The sequence below is a fragment of the Acinetobacter sp. YH12096 genome (genome assembly GCF_013419215.1).
In the GTDB taxonomy this organism is placed as follows: Bacteria; Pseudomonadota; Gammaproteobacteria; order Pseudomonadales; family Moraxellaceae; genus Acinetobacter; species Acinetobacter amyesii.
The window spans coordinates 28,016-46,977 of the sequence record NZ_VPAM01000023.1 but is presented as its reverse complement, the minus strand read 5'-3'; the positions used below and the strand labels follow the sequence as shown (position 1 = coordinate 46,977).

Sequence of the window (18,962 nt, the reverse complement as noted above, 5' to 3'; positions counted from 1 at the left end):
ATCTGCTTTATTAAAGCATGAATCAAAACAGACTTTGCCCAATTTTGATTTAGTAATATTCAGTTAGAACTGAAATTCATTCATCTAAGACATTTTTTTAAGAAAAAAAATGCCGAGTGATACTCAGCATTTTTGATTCAATATATATTGCATGCAGTTAAGCATTATATTTTAGGCCAATTTCGCTGCGCCTTTCTGCTCTTGCGTTTCAGTATGGTTGACCCGTGGATCGTTTAACTGTTCAGCACACTGCTGCAACTGTGTCATTACATTGGCCTCAATCTGATCAATCCGTTGCAGTTGTTCAAGCTCGTTGGTCTTTTTCAGTTCTGAAAATTGCAACTGGATAAAGTTGATAGCCTGATCCATCGAACATTGATTAACACTCACGGCATACATCAAACCATAGACAATACCTTGCTGTAGGTGCGTTGTCTCCAGTCCATATTTCACATTGGTCGCCAACGAGCCCAACACTCGTTCATTAATTGCAAGTTTACGTAAAGGATCTCGTGCCACACGCGCACATGGATCTTTATACGCATGTTCACAAGAGTTTATAAAGCTTTCTGCCAGTCGTGTTAGATCAAAAGCACGATTTGGTAAGCGTCGTGCTAAACCAGCCTGCACCTCGTCAATAAGTTCATGCATAAATTGATCAACCCGATTATCTGCAAGTGCCACACCTATGGTTTGATGATTGAACAGTGCTGATTGCCAAGCCAACATGGCATGTACGCCATTCCATAAGCGATTTTTAATTAATTGAATATCTTCAATATGATCGACCAAAATCATTTGACGCATTTTTTCTAACAAAGGACTGTTATTTTCTACATAGATCGGCATGTCAGATTCTGCGTTAAATAAAATTAAATCCATGCTTTGCAATATATGACTTGGGTGGAAATTTCGGCGCATATCCTCAACATATAAAGTGGCTTGACGTTCCTGATCAGGATTTAATTTCGTCGCATCTTCTAAGTCTAATTGAGCATTCACTTCAACTTCATCTAATTGAAATTGTTTGAAGATATTATATTTTATACGGAGCTGACGATATAAGTTTTGGTCACTTAACTTAGATACCATGCGGTTGACCACGGTATCGCAAAAATAGTGTTGTTGCATGATTTTCTCTGCAACAACCGCTCCAGCAAGCTCAGTTAAAGCCTGTTTTAAATGTGACATTAATAATTGTTTTGCTCCGACTTTGTTCAAAATGATCAGCATCGTTAGAGGTTCGATGGCTTTCTCATCATGTGCAATATGTCGTGCATACAGGCCTTGTGCAATGGTTTTGGCCTCTTCTGCAATCGCTTTTTCAGGCAAACAGATGGCAACCAAACTTGACTCTGTGTACATCTCTTGCATCTGCTGAATATTTTCAGCATCAATGACTGCCATGTTTTCAATGCGTTCGTCATAAGACAATTGACCATAGCGAATACAGTAGGTACCAAATGCATTGACCGCAGAGCGATATAGAGGGTTACGAGTCGATGCATAAATTTTTTTCGGGCGAGTATAACCATCCCAATGCGACAAAATTTGTGCTAAATAACCACCACCAATCGCCCCAAAACCATGAATACCAACAGTGAGCTGATTAAGGGTTTGTGGAAAAGCCTCTTGCACATGCGGCATCTCTAAATGCGCAGTGAACGGGTCAAGTTCCGTCAAACAGTCATACATACATTCATAATAATATTTGGATTTGGACAGCATGTTTTGATTGGGCGATTTAATATCTTTAAACAGTACGGTAATACCGCCAGCGTCAAAGGCCGAAGTCACACCATTTTCCGAGTCTTCAAACATCAAACAATCAGCAGGATTTAAATTCAGCTTTGCGGCAGCACGCATAAATATTTCAGGATGTGGCTTACCATTTTCAACTTCATCGCCACAGACTAAGACATCAAAGAACTTATACACATTGGCATTGATGAGATATTCTTCTGCGATTGCACGGCGACTCGATGTTGCCACGGCCATCCTCAGTCCTGACTTGCGTAAGCGTTCTAATACTTGAACCAAGCCTTTTTTGATCGGTACACCAAACTGACGAACATGCTCCAACTCTAATTCATCTGCGCGTTTGCGAATATCTGCGTATGGAATGTTTTCATCATATTCGGCTTGGGCCAATCGATGCGCGCTTTGTGCACTTAACCCCAAACAATTCATTAGATATGATTCGGAAAACTCAACACCGATCAATTCAAGAGATGCCTGTTTCAATGTTTGAAACCGTAAACGTTCAGTATCAAACATTGTTCCATCCATATCAAAAATGGCGCCCAGAACCAAATCATTATTAAATTTAAGCATTTAACCTCCGTTATTTTTTATGTGAAAAGAATAACGGAGAAAACTATTGATTCAGTACTTTGAGAATTAATGAAACAATTGTGGTTATTTTTTAATCAAAAAGCTTGCTTTTAAAATCTATTTTGTAAAATCAATCGCTGATCAAGTAACATCATGTAATCAAAACCCACTGTTGTCAGGATGGTACGGTCTACACAGTGATCTATTGCTGTAAATATACAATTCACTGCAATTTCACTCAGTAACTCGCTTCACGGTTTGAGTTTTGGTTTGAAATAAAAAGAATACGATTAAACCAAGCATCACTAAAAATAAAAAATAATACGGAAATTCTTTGTGCCACTGATATAAACCCGTACTAATCAGTGGCCCGACAACAAAGCTCAAAGCCTGAGTGGCTGTACACCAACTTGCCACCTTAGTCTGTAACGCACTGGGCGCCGTTTGCGCTGCACCCGTTGTAAATGCAGGGATTAAACATGCAACCGATATACCATATAAAAGATATGTAGCTTGAAATATCTGTAATTCAGTGGTGAAAACCGAAATCAGCAAGGCTGCTGCCATGCTAAACAGCCCAACCCACAGTAAGCGATATACGGACCAATTTAAATACTTAGAAATCAGCGTTTGCATAATCACCAAAGCAATACCTACGACGAGAGAACATTCTGCAAAATGCACTGCGCCTTCTGCAGCAGTCATATTAAAGCGGTCTTGAATATAAAACCCGGCCGTTAAATTCACGGTCACGATGGCAAGATAGAGACTGAATCCCAACATTAACCATGGATAGCATTGCTGAATGCTCAAATCTGTAGATGGTGACTCATGCTTTTCTGTCACTGGCTTTTCAACGCTATGCTGTTCTGTATGTCGGTCAAAGCTGAACACCAAGACCACAGAAATCAACGCTAAAATAATGATTGCTGCCCAAAGCGGCGTCATGATTCCACCAAAGCCCAGCAGCAAGGTGGTTAGAAATGGACCAATGATCACGCCTGCACTATTTAATGCACCGAATTTTGACATTGCTTGTGAACGCTGCTGCTCATTGCTAAAACGGGTCATCACATAAGTTTGCAAGGCAATCTGTGGCATCGCCATAAATACCCCAGTCGCTGCGCGTGACAACATTAATAAACTAAATAGCAGCAACATCCCTATATGAACAGTAAGGCCATACATCAACACGGCTGTAAATAGCCCCCATGTCACAGCCATGCCCACAAAACCGATACTCAAGAGTTGATAAATCGAAAACTTAGATTGATTTTTTGAAATGTAAATGGCACCAACAGCCATCAGCAGCGCACCGACGGAAACCATCGCACCGCCTTGTAGTTCAGAAAGTTTTAACTCACGAACCAATGGCGCCAACAGCGGCAATATCATCGAGAAACTTGCACCATTGGCAAGACTGGCAGCAATAAACAGTTTATTATTTCGATCCATTATTTTTGTTATCCATTTTTAATGGCTACGTTATAAACAATAGAGGTGACTTAAGCCACCTCTATTTTGTAAGTCACGATACCGTGCTTTAAACCCGATTCAGGATTTAAATTAGTATTTCACTGTATAACTTAAACCGTAGGTACGACCTTGAGCTGCTAGGCTAGAAATTGGGCCATAGACAGTTTCAACCGACTGGCTGTATACCGACTTATAATCCGTATTCCACACGTTGTAGACACCAAAGCCCACATTACCCGGTCCTACTTTTGCATTGGCAATCACGTCCATCGTTGCAAAGCCTTTAATTGCCGCTGCTGGAGCAGACCCATATTTCACAGCGTCTTTTTGGGCTTTGTCTGTACCGCCAATCGCTAAAGCTTGTACACGTAGGCTCATATCATTATCAAATTGCCATTCTGAAAATGCTGTTCCTTTTAAAGGTGCTACACGAATGGCATCCAATTCTTGCCAATCACCTTGGGTATTTTTAAATTGGCCCGTGGTATATGCAACTGTGCCCCCAACTGTCCAATTTGGTTGAACTTCATAACTGGCATTGGCTTCGACACCATAGATACGTTCATCGGTATCAATAACATCAATGGTGTAATTCGGCGCACCAAATTTCAGGCTTTTATCTGAGTCATTATAAAAAGCTGTCACTCCTGCATTTAAACCACCGGCATTTTGTACACGCCAACCGAGTTCATAGTTATTGACTTTAATCGGGTCAATGGTTTGGCTATTAATCACAGAATTTGCCGGCACATCGCGCAGCATACGTTGCACATCTGGCAAGTTTGAACCTTGTGAGAAATTGGCAAAGACTTGCTGTGCATCTGTTAAGTGATACACCGCGCCCACATTAAACAGCGTTGCATCATGTTTTACTTTGCCTCCATTCAGCGTTTTCGCCACATAGCCTGGGGTTAAGTCTGCAGTAATGGCTTCCATATAAGGCACAGATGAATCGACATCACTTTCTACCCGCTCATGGCGAATACCAGCTTGTAAGCCAAGTCGGTCAGTTAATTCATATTGTGCTTGAGCAAATACGCCGAGTTTTTCTGTTTCCACATCTGGGCCAAAAGCATAGTAGTTAAACGGTTTATAACTCAGACCATTACTTTGAATAAACGTTGCGCTGTCATACATTTGGATATTTTGTTGATCTTTTTCATTTTCATAGTCCACACCATAGGTTAGCCCCAGTTCACGACCATTTAAGTTAAGATCTTTTTGTAGAGCAACACGTGCGCCTAAAACATCAATATCGGTTTCTGACTGATACACCAAGAAGAGTTCAGGTGCCATTTGACGTGCCGATGGGAACCAACGCGCCTTTTCATTTCGATAATACGTTTCAGCGTTTAGACGATGCCCTAAAATATCCTGATTTTCATATTGCGCATTGACGCTATAACGTTCAGTTTGTGGTTGTTCAGCGAGTTGTAAGCCTTTTACCGCATTTAAAGACAACGGCAGCTTTCCACCCACGGGCTGCGAGCGCAGCGCATTTAAATTTGGACCATAGTCAGGGCCATAGTCACTATCTTGTTCATCATTATAATATTGCGCACCGAAACTCAGCGTTTGACCATCGGCAATTTTCCAACTGACACGACCATTTAGATCTAAAGTGTCGGTATCTTGACGGTCTGTTTGCGCAATTTCAGGTCCAATACGATTGCCATGACTATCTTGTATTTCACCACGTTTGGTATAGCTTGCACCTAAAGTTCCGCGTAAATTGCCTTGATTAAAGTTCATGGTTTGTGCAGCTTCATAAGCCAGCGCATCGGACTTAAAGTTATTACCAGAAGTGACACCGACTTTCGTTTCAAAACTCAGCGGCTCAGATCCACCACGTTTGGTGATGATATTGATAATACCGCCTGTCGCACCTGAACCATAAATACTACTTGCGCCAGAGACCACTTCAATTCGTTCAATCATCGACGGGCTAATACTCGCCAGTTGTCGAGATCCATCACGATATCCCGTTTGCGGCACACCATCGATCATGTATTGCACCACACGTCCACGCATGGTCATCCCATAGTTAGACGTTGTACCACTTGATGGAGTCAGTGATGGCACCAATAAACCGACAATATCAGCTGTGCTTTTACCTGCATTGGCTTGTTTTTCAATTTCTTCTTTAGGAATGCTGTACACCGTACCCGCAATATCTGCAATGCTTTTCGCAGAACGAGTTGCCGTCACAACAATCGGTGCCATTTTAGTAGCTTCTGCAGTTTGTGTTTCAACTGCAGTATTTTGTGCAGTGTCTGTCGTGACGTCTTGCGCATAAAGCTGAGTGCAAATTGCTAAGCTGAGACAAGTCAGTTGCATCGGTAGAGCTAAACGTTTCATATTCTTTTCCATTTCTTAGAGTTCCGATTGAGTCGGAAGTCTTTGAGTTTTAAAATTTTGTGTTTTTAAAACAATGCGCTGACTAATTAAGACGCTGATTACTGAGCCAATTGCCAATACCAAGTAAAAATGTCCATAGCCTAATGATTTTGCGAGAAAGCCTGAAAATGCACCGCCAATGAAGTAAACGAGCAATTCAAAGCACACTAATATGGTGAAATCGGTACCCGCCTGTTCTTTAGAACTGGTCTGCATGAAATAGGCATAGAGTGATGTCATGGCGATATAACGAATGGCTAGCATCAACACGACAAATAGACCTAAAAGCAGATGCCATTGATTCAACCACCCCAATACAACGGATGCCCCAATGACGGCATATAGCAATGTACGTAACCATCCTGCCCAGACCAACAATTGCGTTGCTTTGATTTTTTTCAGCAACATAGCTGCACTAACGGCTGCAATCAGACCGACACCGGCACCCACCACAGACATCAACACCCCAATCTGAGACAGTGACCATTTTTGATCGATCAACATGGGATTCAGCATTGCCATAGCGGGTGCTTCCACCACGCGATAACAAACGATGAGCAGCAAAGCCCAACGAATTTCAGGTCGTTTAAACGCTTGTCGTAGGCTTGGTTTGGCTTTGGTAATTTGAGTTTCTGGCTCTTCTTGAATAAAAAACACCGCAAACATGGTTAAAAATGTCAGCAGCGCTAAAGTTGTGAGCGCTGACTGCCAACCCCAATATTGGTAAATCCATAAAGTCGCAGCGCCACCGAGCATACTACCGACGGCTACCCCAATACTTTGTGCCATACTGCCCAGACGATAATTGCCTTCGGTAAATTTCTCAACGGTATAACCATCAATTGCAATATCTTGCGTTGCCGCAAACGTTGAAATCCATAAACCAACAATGACAAATAAAGTCAGCCCATAAGAAAACTGCGTAAAGGCTAAAACCAGTACCCCCAGTACCAATGCGATTTGCGTAAACAACAGCCATGTTTTACGTTTACCGAGTTTTTTGACATAGAGCTGATCGATCCAAGGCGCCCAAAAAAACTTGAATGCCCATGGAATGTAAAGCAGCGATAACATGCCGATCCAGCGTAAATCTACCCCTTGATGTCGTAAAATGGCAGGCAAAGCCACATTGTAAAAATACAAAGGCAATGCATGTGCTAAGTACAAAATAATCACGACGCTCAAACTCAGGACTGAAATTTGAGATGGTGAAATTGCATGATTTAATTTTCTTGAGTGTTGTTGCATATCCACCTCTGCACTGCCCATTGCAGCGCATCAGACTGTTCTAATGAAACGTAATAAGGCACACGCCACGCTGCATGCAGCGCGGGTGTATTTAAACGTTTGAAGTCATCTGGATCTTGCGCAATACGCACCAGACCCAAACAATATTGAAAAAAGAGATGTTTAAACTTCTTGTACCAAACGGCCTGTATTTGCCGATATTCTTCAGGAAAAGTCGTTCCCTCAGCCGTTTGCATAACCAAAACAAAGGGCTGACTTTTCAGAAAAAAGCGCTCAACTTGAGTCAACCATTGTTCAAACTCTTCCACTGAAACATGCGCTGAAAAGCGCATGTCCAGTATGTGCATGTGGGTGCAGCGATAACTCATGACACCGCCTTAGCTAGTTGCTGATGCTGAAATGCCTTGGAGTCGTTTAAGTAATGACCGAATTTTGCATAAAATGTTTCTCTAAAGCAGTAATACAACATGGCGGTCTTTTCAGGCATTGGGATTAGGCGCTGCGCTTCATAGCACATGTCTTCAACTACGACGGCATAAGGCTTCACACTATGATCAGGCTCTCCCACAATCTTGGCTGATGCAGCATTTTCAAAGATATAAAAACTCAATAAACGCATGACGGGACGTAAATAGCCTTTACCAAAAACGGACTTTTCACCAAATAACAAATGCCAACCTAGATCAAGCTCATCACCGTCGTAGTACAAACCTAATCGATCCCGTTTTCCCTCGTAAATCTCTGTGTAGCCCACATCTTCACCATTTACCCCCACAATCAAAATTCGGTGATGATCATCTGCCAGCATTTTTTCGTAATACACTTTTAGTTCAGTTTCTGACTTATTGAGCTGCCACTGTGGAATAACATGCGGTTCATGCATCCATTTATGAACCAAAGCCATATCTTCTGGATATTGCATTTGTCGTAAGTAGTATTGCGTCTCATTCTCATGGTATTCATAAAAATCAGGTAGTTGTCGTGATAACGTTGTCATGATGTCGTCCTTTAAATTTGTTTAATCTTTTCTGTTCTTAGCTCAAAAATCTGTTTATGACGCAATACGATTAGTTGTCGTTTTCTGTTCGGCGGTATGCTGTTGTTTCGCCCACTGATTTAAAGTGCTTGGACTCACAGGGTTTGCAATAGGATCTAAAAATACAGGTACTGGTCGTTCTGCTTCGTCGTTATAACTGGTGGTAAACAGTCGAACGCGGTTCAGACAAATTTTCTCGAAATTTGGACGGAACATACTGAATTTTTCAATACGATCTGCCAAATCAGGATGCGCCTGATGAAATTCATCGATCACGCTGGAGATGGTCTGCCAAAATTCAAGTTCTGTATGCTCTGGATAATCTTCAAGGAAGACATTACAGATATAGCGGTAATGCACCATGAATAAACCTGTAAAGATAAAGTGACTAAGTTCTTCAGCAGGATGGCGCAGTAAAATTTGCCCTTCAGGTGGTAAATTTTCGAGTTCAGGAAAATCTTCATCCACTAAATTGACATCATCAATAAAGTCCTTCAGCACCATTTTTTTCGGTAAGCCATTTTCATGGATCAACATGGTGTTTTCACCGTGCGGAGAAAAAGCCAAACCATATTTGTATAAGCAAATCAGTAACGGTGTTACACAAACTTCGGCAAAACGCTTCAGCCACTGCAAAGGCGTCAAACCTGAAGCCTGAATCAACACATATAAAATAGACTGACCATTTAGATCTCGATGCAACAAAGCTGCTTGGGAAAGCGCTAACTGATGTTCACCGATGTAAGGCTCTACACTTTCACGCCATAAGCAACCAAACAATTCTTTAAATTGATAAGGCGCACCGTCTATCTGATCAAAACACGGCTGTTGTAAAGTTAAACTTGCAACTTCCCCCAGAAATGCCACCTGTGTTTTTTGCAGGTCTACATCATGATGTTGAATGTCCTTCAGCCAAGCGGTCACCGCAGGTGCAGCTAAATTTCGTTTTGAAGGCAAACCTCGATAGACCGCGGTATTAAAGATACTGACGGGTAACTTCACATAATGCCGTTCAGGATGACTGGTATTGCATAAGGTACGAATTGATTGCATTGGCACATAATCATCTTGTCCAATGTCCAGCTCTACAATGCGCTGATCGACGATTTCATTGGCATAGGTCGGGATTAACCACTGATGCCACTGCCATGCATGTACAGGAATAAAGAAATACTCAGCAGCATCTAAGGCATTGTCCGCTAATTGCTGTTGAAAATCGTGTAATTGTGCAGAGTTCAACTCATGGCGATATAAGCTTTGCGCATCCCAAGCCTCGGTCGAACGAAACTCAGCTAAATCACGATGAACAGCTAACCATAAGACTTTGACTGTTGGAGAAATCTCTGGTGCGGAGCTTAAATAATCATCATAGCCAAAACCCATACGGCCTTTACTCATAATGAGCCATGGGTGTCCACGCAACATGCCTTCAATTTGATAGTGTGGCGCTGACAGCACAGCCTGACTCAGCAATCTTTGCTCATCAAAAACATGGGCTTCTGCTAACCATGTATTGTTCATTTCTTTAATCAAATAGGCCTTGGTAAATGGTTTCACCTCAGCTTGATTTGAAAAGGCACGAATAAATTCATGTAGATTCCATGCAGGCTCTGTTGTCGATTCACTTAAATCTCGAACACTCCCTTCAACAATATGCCAATGCCCAAGCAGAAACTGAGTCGCTTCAAATTGATACGTTTTGTCATCTAGTTTAAGTTGCCAAGTGTTATTTTCCACTGGCTGAATCTGAATAATTTCTTCATATAAAAATTCAGCAATCGCCATTTCAATCAGTCTTTGCCCTGCACGGCGCCACTGTGTTTGATTTATCTGTAATTTTGCAAATGTCATTATAATTTCTCGAGTTTAACCGTATTCTGTTCTTGCTTATTCGGCATGGTCGTATTGCGGTTCATTGCATAGTTGGCAATGGTTTTTTTAACGGATAAAGGTCTTTGGATATTGGTTGGCGCTGATTTCTTCACAATGCCCATACTGTGCATTTCAGCATTTTCACTGGGTGAAAAATGTTGGAAACTTTGAGCTTGATCACTCAAATCGTATAAGTTAAAACCCAATAATTGATTGGCAATGACTGCTGCACGGTGAGCACCCAACCCTAAATCTGGAGTTCCTACACCGTGGCTGTGCATTTCCTGATTTTGAACAAAAATTTCACCGACAGCGTCATGCTGTACGCGGTAGTCCTGACTGATTTTCCAGCGGCCGAATTCATCACATTGAATCAGTGGTTTTAGATATTTGAGATATTGCCACTCTGGACTGTGATATCCCGTTGAAGCCACGACTAAGTCCGCATCTAGATAGAACTGTTCTGCCGTGACTTTATGCTGAAACTGCAAACGGATGCCCGCGCCATGCGGCTCGGCAGCAACCAAACCCACCTGAGCATGTAAATGCGTCTGTTGAATATTTTGACCAATGCTCCGATAATATAGTTTTTGGTAAATATCACGGATGGTTTTTGCACTGATGCCCTTATATAACAAGCCTTGTTGCTTCAGTTGTTCGGCTTTATTTTCGGGACTTAGTTGATATAAATGCGCGGTATAATCTGGACTAAAATGCTCCAATCCAAGTGGTGCATATTCCATCGGGAAAAACCCACTCGAGCGGGTCAGCCAATGCAACTTAAACTGCGCTGTTGTGGTCTGATCCTGCAAATATTGACGATCAAACAGATCCATAAAGACTTCGGCCGAAGACTGGCCAGACCCCAGTACAACCACATTACCTTTCAAGTGATTTAACTCAGCATTGCAATAATTTGCAGAATGTAAGCAGCGCTCCGGATATTGCTGTTGTATGTCTTTTAGACACTGTGGTAAATGCGGAACATTCCCCGAACCAATGACCAGATTTCGGCATTGATAACGTCGAAAACGTCCATCTTGCTCAACCATGACCTCAAAGCCTTGCTCTTGGGCATAAATGGCTTTTACGGTTGATTGATATTGAATATGCTCTAGTTGATCTGCAACCCACTGACAATAATGATTATATTCACGTCTAGGAATCTGCGCTTGTTCTAAAAAATAGAATTTGTATAAACGTTGCTGCGTCTTTAAATAGTTTAAAAAACTAAAAGGACTGGTTGGATCGACCATGGAAACCAGATCGGCCATGAACGGCACTTGCAGCACTGTATTGGGCAATTGCATACCCGCATGCCAGTCGAACTGTGGTTTCTTTTCAAAAAATTGATACTGCAAATGATTTTGCTTATGTAGCAAACTCGCCAAACTAAGATTAAATGGCCCTAAGCCTATCCCAATAAAATCAAGCATATTGCACATCCTTCTGTTCCACACATAAAGGATTTGGCAACTGTACATAAACCGATTGCTGATCGACTGGGGCAATCAATTCATCCAGCTCGTACAAGCGCGTCAACAGATTGCCCTTATACGGCAAGGTTGGCTGATACAGTAATGAATGAATCAATGAACTTTCTGGATAAGCCTGATGTAAGGCCAACAGTTCATTTTGCAATATCGATATCAACACTTGCTCTGTGACATACCCAGTTGCACCGATTGCATTGATGATGCCGAATAAAGTATTACCAAAGAAATAATAGCTAAAGCGCTCATCGACAAAGGCTTTGGAACCCACGGCATGCGCTTTTTCTTCCAACTCTGGAAACGCTGTTAAGACTTCACCTGCAAGTTCTTCAATATAGTAAAAGCCTTGATTGTCACGCAGCCATAGATATTTAGGCATTGCATGTTCAAGCTCAAGCAAGACATTTTGCTGATGTGATTCAAAAGCCATTCCGTATTGGTGATACAAATACATCAGTGGTTTTAGACTGATAGCTAAGAATTGTTTAAACCAATTGATCGCAATGGCACTTTGATCAAGTTCAGGTTGTTGCTTTGCAATCTGTTCAAATAAGGCATTAAAACGGTTTTTCGGCTGTGCAGGATGATCTTGGCATAATGATGCAATACAACTCACCTGCTGCTTTTCACTAAAAGGCTGATCACGGAAGATACAAATCGTTTCTTCGACGATTTCATCATCTATGTTCAATGCCATCCAAGCAGAATCATTCACCGCTTTGAGCGTTGGGCATTGTTGTAAAATATGTTCACCGAGGCTTGAATGCCAAAGTCGATGGGTCATTTCACCACGGTGGCATTCTTTGGCCAGATTGACTCTAATTGAATTGGTGATCATTACCGATAGCGATGGTTTCAACATCCACGGTGCTGCAAAACTTGCCATGGTGCGTACCGAAGTTGTTGGGGAAAATGCCCAACCTTTCTCGCCAAAATCGATAATTTTTAATTTGGTTTTTAAGTTTTTAAACCATGTTTTTGACTGTAAATAACGTGCTTGCCAAGGATGCAAAGGCAATAACTTATAATGCGAATAAGCATTCAGTAGCGCTTGATCTGTTTCTGATAAATGCCATTGCAATTCGCTTTTCAATTGCGCTGATACAGCTTGATCTAAAGCAGAACCTTCTTGAATATATTCTGGAGCTACCAACCAATAATGCAGTTGGCTGAGACCTTTGGCTTCTGGTGAATACCTTTCCCAATCTTCATGCACAAAACCAACCCGACTTTTCGGTGCAGGATGCATGCTGTGCCCTAAAATTAAGGCCTGTTCTGATTCAATGAAACTTTGTTCCGCTTGGACCAAGGCCTCTAAATCATGTTCACGTAGTGTCAAAAATTGTGTAAGCGCTTCACGACTTTCGATCCAACGCTCTAATAATGATGAAGCATCCAGTGTATGACCTGACTCTTGTACGAGCTGTTCAAGCAATAAACTCGCGATCGCGGTGATACTAAATGACAGTTTCTGTCCTTTATTAAAAACGTATGGGAGATCTGCAAGACGATGTCTACCAACAAGGCTGACATAAGATAGTGGTACAAATAACTGTGATTGAATGCAATCTAAAGGGATGCATAACAACGTCAAGCCTTGGCTAAACGTCAATTGTGATGAATTCTGTTGATACTTTTCCAGCAAAATACCTTTACCGGTTTCTTGTGAGTATGCATTGACAAGATGCTGCATCGCCAAGCGATTAGCAAGCTCTTTCATCTGACCATATCCTCTATTTTTAAGCTTTTCCAAGCTTTGTCATGTAATTATGTTTCTTTAACTGTGCAAGTCATGCTTAGTACGCTGGCCAGCGTGAAACTATGTTAATGATAATCATTATTGTTAATAATTGCATTTTTGTGAAGATTTGCTACAGGATTGCAAATTTGGTCTTATCTCTATGTATTTAAAAATTAATTTTTTTAATATGAACTTTTCTGTTTTTATTTATACAATTTTCTGAAATGGAACTAAATGATAATTTTCTCATTTAGCATTGAACAAATAAATCATATTGCTTATTTTTTAGCCGAATTATCACATTGTGCAACTTAAACTAAAAACCCATGTCTTTTACATGGGTTTTTATATTCTGCTTTGAACCAAGCTTTTATTTAAATCAAGGAACGAAATGTGCAGTTAAATTTTAATCATTGAAGACTTTACTAACACCATACTGGCCATACATCCTTATTGCCAATTAGCATGTATTTCATAACAAACATCTACTGATTTCTGATCTATATCTTCTATTCAGACTGGTTATACAGCATGAATTATGTACTCCAACGATTTGGTTGAAATCAATCAATTGATTTAACAACCCAATCCAAAAACTTGTGCTTATCAAAAAAGTCAGGCGCAGCATTCGCAAATACACTTTTTTCTCTGTTGTTAAAGATTCCTTTGTAATAAAAAGACCTATCTGCGGTAAATTTTGACTCATCCCCTTCATGCAATTCTCTAAAGAAAATCGATAACTGCATAAATCGACTTTTAGACGCTAAACCATGTTTTTCTAATACAAAATTATAGATTTGCTCAATAATCGCTTTAGTATTTGAATAAGGCATTTTGTTGTCTCTTTATTAGATCGCACTTTCAAATTACAGCTTTTAAATTAAAATACAACTGTTTTAGTCGGATTTTAAATACCTATTTTTATAGGTATTTTTTACGTTTAAATATAATTAAGCACTGTTAATGAATTAACCTCTAACATGAAGTTTTACTAAATTTTACTTCTGTAACTTCATGCATTTTCGTTATTCAAAGCTAAATCTGAAAACAACAAAAAAGCCCACATTACTTTGAGCTCTAATGTGCAACGCTTCTAAAGTCGGGAGTGTCACAAGTTTCCTTGCTAAACTGATCCGCAACGCTGGTTGCCAGCTTAATATTATTCTATCGTATATTTTATACAAAAAATCCACTTTTGGGACGAGCTTTTGAACTTAATGAATGAGTATCAATTCATCCACTATTGCAGATACCCTGTACAAGCTCAACTCTTATCGAAATTTTACAAAAACCAAAAAGAACTAACTAAATCTAACAGATAACATTCACTTTCTATTTTTTAATTTCGATATAAAAACGAGTCATACATAATGCAAGCCGTAATAACAATTGGCGATAAAACTACTCATGGCGGAATTGTAACCGAAGTAGATAATACTTTTGTTATCCAAGGAAAAGCCTCACATCTTCAGGGCATGAAACACTTCTGTCCTAAATGCAAAACAATAGTTACAGCAATAGCAAGCAATAACCTTGTTGTTATTAATGGCAAGGCCATGATAGTTGCAGGAGATAAAACTACCTGTGGTGCTACATTTTTACCTAGTCAAAATTTAGTTGGAAAACAAAATGGCGGAATTAATAGTTCAATATTAAGTTATAACTCTACTACATCTAACAACAGCTTTATGGATAGTCAACAAGTTTATACAGCCCAATTTGAATTTAAAAATGAAACTTCTAGAGATCCATTAAGTAATTATTTTTATATATTAACGCTCCCAAATGGTGAAAAGATTGAAAACTTTACTGGTAGTGATGGTAAAACATTAGTTCATGAGATCGGTTATGAACCATCTGAAGTGCAGATTGAAACCTTTGATTTATCAAAACCTATGAAACCATTTGAGTAAATTTTATGAGTGATACATTAGGACCAAATACTGATTCAGTTCCAGGAAATGCTAAAGCTTGGTCCGGCTTTCCTGATAAGGTTGAAAGCTGTTCGGTTAGACAACCATTTTGTTTATTAGAGTTTAATAGAAAGATAGTACAACCGTATAACTTTATGATGCCAAGTCATATGTGGGAACATGTATATAATACAAATAAATTAGAATATGCTTTAGCCATTCGTTTCGGATTAGAAAATGATGTCTCAGATGTTGAAAACTTAATATCCACTACTGGATACCACACTCGAATGTACGTCTTATTTCAGAAATATTTAAGAAAACACATTGTTAAAGAAGCAGCACTTATCGTTGCAGAGTTTAAGAGCAATGAGTTCAAAACTAGATTTGGTACAACGTTTGCTATTCAGGATTTAGTTGGTTTAAAAGGCACATTAGATGATCTTAATATAGGGGAAGTATTAGCTGGTGCTGCCAAACTACAGATGCTCAGAGGTGGTGAAAAGATCAACCGCAATATGTACAAAATGCTTTTTAACCAAGATTACAATCCTAAAATGTTAAAAGTTTTAGCTGAACAAGGAATTCACCCAGATGCGTAACAAAATTTTAAAGTTTATAAGTATTCTCATTTTTAGTAGTATTTTAACAACAGGATGTAAATCTTCACCGTCTCCTCAGCAAGAATTAGATATACAGGCAAACTTTTTCCCGTCTATGTTGAGAATTGATGGAAATCTCTTTGCCCTTGCTAATCAAACACCTCCTAACGATTTAACTATGGAATTATTTAAATCAACACTACTCAAAGCAACTATGCTGAGAAAATACGAAGTTGAAGCTAAAAATAATTTTAGTTTAGAAAAAAATAGAAATCCAATTGAGCTGAATTCAATGTGTTTGATGACTAAATTTCTTCTAAATAAATCATATATTCAAAAAGCTAATCTCAATCCTGAATTTTATGAAGATATTTATAGTTGGATTAAAACAAAGAATAGTTCTTGGGAAAACTTACTTAAAGAGACTAAACCCGGAGAGTTCGAGTATTCATGTGTGATTTCTCCTTCAAATATCCCTAATTAAGATGTGTCATCGAACTACAAAGCCGCTCAATGCGGCTTTTGTTATTTTAGTGGTTTGGGAATAGTGGATAATATTGTAAGTAACACCGTAAAATTCAATTGATTTTAGGGAATCATAAACTCCGTTTAGACATCTATCACATCAGCAAAGTTTGCACCCAAAACTTTTGCTAAATCTTCGGGTTTTAAACCAATATCCAAACCACGCTTACCGCCACTCACATAGATTTTAGCTAAGTTCTGTGCAGAAACATCGATCACAGTTTTTAAGCGTTTTTTCTGTCCAACTGGACTAATACCACCAACCAAATAACCGGTTAAACGCTCTGCATCTTTTGGGTCTGCCATTTTTAGTTTTTTACAGCCAAATGCTGTGGCCACTTTTTTCAAATTCAGCTGATATTCCACTGGCAATACGGCAACAAAGTAATTTTTATCGTCCGTAACCATCAAGGTTTTAAACACTTCTTCGGCGGTTAAACCAAGTTTTTCCGCAGCTTCTAAACCAAAACTTTTTGCTTCTGGGTCATGATCATATTCATGAATTGTAAAGTCGATTTTATTAGATTTTAAGAGTTTACATGCAGGTGTCATTGCTTTTTCGTCATTCCATTCGGACAACTAGGAAAACTCGATTATAAGCCTATTCTAGAAAGACCGGCGAACACTTTTATATTTTTCAAGTACACGACTTGTGTAATAAGTTTGAGTTGAATACATTTAAACAAAGCAAAAATTTTAAAAAATATGACAACACTGACTCAAGACCTCATCCAATTATTATCTGTAGTGCCCAAAGATCAGGGCTACTTTTTGGCACAGAGCAAACCTCTGTTTAGTGACCATATTTTTGGCGGACAATTACTTGGTCAGAGCATAATCAGTGCATCCTATACCTGCACACTCCCACTTCACTCTTTACATGCCAACTTTATTTCTGCGGGTCATGCAAATCAGCCCGTATTATTTAAAGTCGAAAATTTACGTGATAGCCATAGTTTTTCTACACGACAATTGACCGCCATACAGCATGGCAAACCAATATATATGGTGATGTTGTCCTATATGAATAACGAAACGGGTATGGAGTATCAAATACCTGAACCAGATCTGATCCAACAGTTTCCACCAAGTATGCTCAAAGAGGAGCAATTCTATAAATCGCAAATCCAATCATCTATTTCACCTGAATATCTATCCACATTTTTACAGCCTTTTCAGCTTCTATCTAAACCAATTGAATACGTGCTGACAGATTTTCCACCCTCCGGTCAAGCTTCTGTCTTAAATCAAAATCAATATGCAGAATATTTAAAACTCCATGATGCCTTGGATGCACAATTTGACCAACTTCATATACATCAGGCCATTGCAGCATATTATTCAGACTATAATTTATATTCTGCGGCGCTCAAAACACATGGTTTAAATTATCGGTCTCCTGAACTCTTCGCAACTAGCCTTGATCATTCGATGTATTTTCATCATGCCTTTCGGGTGGATGATTGGGTTTTCTATGACATTAATACCACCCGAACCTCCCAATCACGTGGGCTTAGTCATGGGCAAATGTGGCAAGATGGAAAATTAGTCGCAAGTACTACACAAGAAAACCTAATGCGTTATACAGGCGAATATTGAGGCCTGTGACAATCTTTAACATTCAAATTCTTGTTAAGTTAAGCATCAAGCGTATAAAATTCATGCAAATCATACCGCTATAACAATAATATGCCTTCGATCTACCAACTTAAGCCTGCATTTCAAAACCTGCTTCGACCTTTGGTTAAATCACTTCATCATCTTGGTATTACAGCAAATCAAGTAACACTACTGGCAATGTTCATTTCGCTAGCTGTGGCATTTTTTATTTATATCTATTTTTCTCACAACGGTATTGGCATTTTACTGTTGATTTTCCCCGTGTGGATGCTTATTCGTATGGGTTTCAATGCTATAGATGGCATGCTGGCACGTGAGTTCAACCAACAATCCAAACTCGGTGCTTTTTATAATGAATTATGTGATGTGATTTCTGACTCAGCACTCTATTTTAGTTTAATTTGTTTTGCTTTTATTCAAGCTGAATTACTTATTTTAACCTGTTTTCTCGCCATACTTGCCGAATATACCGGTGTGATGGCGCCATTAGTGGGGCAAGAACGTCGTTACGATGGTCCAATGGGAAAAAGTGACCGCGCTTTTGTATTTAGCATCATCTGCGTCATCATCGTGACCTCTTCTATATTGAATGTTGGCTTAAATACATTGTCTCTTATCTGCAATAGTATTTTGATTATTACCATCTTTTTATTATTTATTACGATTTATAACCGCATTAAAAATAGCATTATCAACCCACAATAA

Annotated in this window: 16 protein-coding genes; 5 read left to right on the top strand and 11 right to left on the bottom strand. The window is 39.5% G+C overall.

Annotation, left to right across the window (positions count from 1 at the left end; genetic code table 11):
• Positions 1-171: 171 nt before the first annotated feature.
• From mtlD to FTU36_RS10815, 10 genes are all read right to left on the bottom strand, one after another.
• Positions 172-2,334 (bottom strand): bifunctional mannitol-1-phosphate dehydrogenase/phosphatase, encoded by a 2,163-nt coding sequence (mtlD, locus tag FTU36_RS10860; protein ID WP_180117870.1) that lies wholly within the window; start codon positions 2,332-2,334, stop codon positions 172-174.
• A gap of 234 nt (positions 2,335-2,568) precedes the next feature.
• Positions 2,569-3,789, bottom strand: a complete 1,221-nt coding sequence (locus FTU36_RS10855) for an MFS transporter (RefSeq protein WP_180117868.1) — start codon at positions 3,787-3,789, stop codon at positions 2,569-2,571.
• A gap of 111 nt (positions 3,790-3,900) precedes the next feature.
• On the bottom strand, positions 3,901-6,168 hold the full coding sequence (locus FTU36_RS10850; RefSeq protein ID WP_180117866.1) for a TonB-dependent receptor: 2,268 nt from the start codon (positions 6,166-6,168) through the stop codon (positions 3,901-3,903).
• Positions 6,169-6,183: 15 nt separating this feature from the next.
• Positions 6,184-7,455 (bottom strand): MFS transporter, encoded by a 1,272-nt coding sequence (locus tag FTU36_RS10845; protein ID WP_257224838.1) that lies wholly within the window; start codon positions 7,453-7,455, stop codon positions 6,184-6,186.
• A complete protein-coding gene (locus tag FTU36_RS10840; protein WP_078190999.1) occupies positions 7,431-7,823 on the bottom strand; it encodes a hypothetical protein in 393 nt (130 codons plus the stop codon). Before FTU36_RS10840 ends, FTU36_RS10845 begins: the two co-directional genes overlap by 25 nt.
• Complete coding sequence (locus tag FTU36_RS10835; protein WP_180117862.1) at positions 7,820-8,452, bottom strand: GNAT family N-acetyltransferase; 633 nt, start codon at positions 8,450-8,452, stop codon at positions 7,820-7,822. Before FTU36_RS10835 ends, FTU36_RS10840 begins: the two co-directional genes overlap by 4 nt.
• Before the next feature lie 54 nt (positions 8,453-8,506).
• Positions 8,507-10,342 (bottom strand): IucA/IucC family siderophore biosynthesis protein, encoded by a 1,836-nt coding sequence (locus FTU36_RS10830; RefSeq protein ID WP_180117860.1) that lies wholly within the window; start codon positions 10,340-10,342, stop codon positions 8,507-8,509.
• Entirely contained in the window at positions 10,342-11,799 is a 1,458-nt protein-coding gene (locus tag FTU36_RS10825) for a lysine N(6)-hydroxylase/L-ornithine N(5)-oxygenase family protein (RefSeq protein ID WP_180117858.1), read from the bottom strand. The genes FTU36_RS10830 and FTU36_RS10825 overlap by 1 nt, the downstream gene beginning before the upstream one ends.
• Positions 11,792-13,576, bottom strand: a complete 1,785-nt coding sequence (locus FTU36_RS10820; protein WP_180117856.1) for an IucA/IucC family siderophore biosynthesis protein — start codon at positions 13,574-13,576, stop codon at positions 11,792-11,794. Before FTU36_RS10820 ends, FTU36_RS10825 begins: the two co-directional genes overlap by 8 nt.
• Before the next feature lie 584 nt (positions 13,577-14,160).
• Positions 14,161-14,430, bottom strand: coding sequence for a hypothetical protein (locus tag FTU36_RS10815; protein ID WP_180089929.1), 270 nt, complete (start codon positions 14,428-14,430; stop codon positions 14,161-14,163).
• A 537-nt stretch (positions 14,431-14,967) separates the two neighbouring features.
• On the opposite strand from FTU36_RS10815, the gene FTU36_RS10810 reads away from it, so the two are divergent.
• The 3 genes from FTU36_RS10810 to FTU36_RS10800 are packed head-to-tail and all read left to right on the top strand — an operon-like array spanning position 14,968 to position 16,596.
• A complete protein-coding gene (locus tag FTU36_RS10810) occupies positions 14,968-15,510 on the top strand; it encodes a PAAR domain-containing protein (protein WP_171525891.1) in 543 nt (180 codons plus the stop codon).
• A 5-nt stretch (positions 15,511-15,515) separates the two neighbouring features.
• On the top strand, positions 15,516-16,112 hold the full coding sequence (locus tag FTU36_RS10805) for a hypothetical protein (RefSeq protein WP_168378664.1): 597 nt from the start codon (positions 15,516-15,518) through the stop codon (positions 16,110-16,112).
• Positions 16,105-16,596 carry a hypothetical protein gene (locus tag FTU36_RS10800; protein ID WP_168378665.1) on the top strand — a complete coding sequence of 164 codons (492 nt, stop codon included), beginning with the start codon at positions 16,105-16,107 and terminating at the stop codon, positions 16,594-16,596. Before FTU36_RS10805 ends, FTU36_RS10800 begins: the two co-directional genes overlap by 8 nt.
• Before the next feature lie 125 nt (positions 16,597-16,721).
• Here the strand turns inward: FTU36_RS10800 and ybaK are convergent, their stop codons facing one another.
• Positions 16,722-17,189, bottom strand: a complete 468-nt coding sequence (gene ybaK, locus FTU36_RS10795; protein WP_180117890.1) for a Cys-tRNA(Pro) deacylase — start codon at positions 17,187-17,189, stop codon at positions 16,722-16,724.
• Between the two features lie 153 nt (positions 17,190-17,342).
• Here ybaK and FTU36_RS10790 point away from each other — a divergent pair, with 153 nt between their 5' ends.
• Positions 17,343-18,236 (top strand): acyl-CoA thioesterase II, encoded by an 894-nt coding sequence (locus FTU36_RS10790; RefSeq protein ID WP_180117854.1) that lies wholly within the window; start codon positions 17,343-17,345, stop codon positions 18,234-18,236.
• 90 nt (positions 18,237-18,326) lie between these two features.
• The gene (locus tag FTU36_RS10785) at positions 18,327-18,962 is read left to right on the top strand and encodes a CDP-alcohol phosphatidyltransferase family protein (RefSeq protein ID WP_168378667.1); all 636 of its coding nucleotides are present in this window, start codon (positions 18,327-18,329) and stop codon (positions 18,960-18,962) included.

What these genes read in the sequence shown, in the direction of transcription:
- mtlD (WP_180117870.1), bottom strand. Translation starts at nt 2,334, where the DNA reads ATGCTTAAATTTAATAATGATTTGGTTCTGGGCGCCATTTTTGATATG.
- FTU36_RS10855 (WP_180117868.1), bottom strand. Translation starts at nt 3,789, where the DNA reads ATGGATCGAAATAATAAACTGTTTATTGCTGCCAGTCTTGCCAATGGT.
- FTU36_RS10850 (WP_180117866.1), bottom strand. Translation starts at nt 6,168, where the DNA reads ATGAAACGTTTAGCTCTACCGATGCAACTGACTTGTCTCAGCTTAGCA.
- FTU36_RS10845 (WP_257224838.1), bottom strand. Translation starts at nt 7,455, where the DNA reads ATGCAACAACACTCAAGAAAATTAAATCATGCAATTTCACCATCTCAA.
- FTU36_RS10840 (WP_078190999.1), bottom strand. Translation starts at nt 7,823, where the DNA reads ATGAGTTATCGCTGCACCCACATGCACATACTGGACATGCGCTTTTCA.
- FTU36_RS10835 (WP_180117862.1), bottom strand. Translation starts at nt 8,452, where the DNA reads ATGACAACGTTATCACGACAACTACCTGATTTTTATGAATACCATGAG.
- FTU36_RS10830 (WP_180117860.1), bottom strand. Translation starts at nt 10,342, where the DNA reads ATGACATTTGCAAAATTACAGATAAATCAAACACAGTGGCGCCGTGCA.
- FTU36_RS10825 (WP_180117858.1), bottom strand. Translation starts at nt 11,799, where the DNA reads ATGCTTGATTTTATTGGGATAGGCTTAGGGCCATTTAATCTTAGTTTG.
- FTU36_RS10820 (WP_180117856.1), bottom strand. Translation starts at nt 13,576, where the DNA reads ATGAAAGAGCTTGCTAATCGCTTGGCGATGCAGCATCTTGTCAATGCA.
- FTU36_RS10815 (WP_180089929.1), bottom strand. Translation starts at nt 14,430, where the DNA reads ATGCCTTATTCAAATACTAAAGCGATTATTGAGCAAATCTATAATTTT.
- FTU36_RS10810 (WP_171525891.1), top strand. Translation starts at nt 14,968, where the DNA reads ATGCAAGCCGTAATAACAATTGGCGATAAAACTACTCATGGCGGAATT.
- FTU36_RS10805 (WP_168378664.1), top strand. Translation starts at nt 15,516, where the DNA reads ATGAGTGATACATTAGGACCAAATACTGATTCAGTTCCAGGAAATGCT.
- FTU36_RS10800 (WP_168378665.1), top strand. Translation starts at nt 16,105, where the DNA reads ATGCGTAACAAAATTTTAAAGTTTATAAGTATTCTCATTTTTAGTAGT.
- ybaK (WP_180117890.1), bottom strand. Translation starts at nt 17,189, where the DNA reads ATGACACCTGCATGTAAACTCTTAAAATCTAATAAAATCGACTTTACA.
- FTU36_RS10790 (WP_180117854.1), top strand. Translation starts at nt 17,343, where the DNA reads ATGACAACACTGACTCAAGACCTCATCCAATTATTATCTGTAGTGCCC.
- FTU36_RS10785 (WP_168378667.1), top strand. Translation starts at nt 18,327, where the DNA reads ATGCCTTCGATCTACCAACTTAAGCCTGCATTTCAAAACCTGCTTCGA.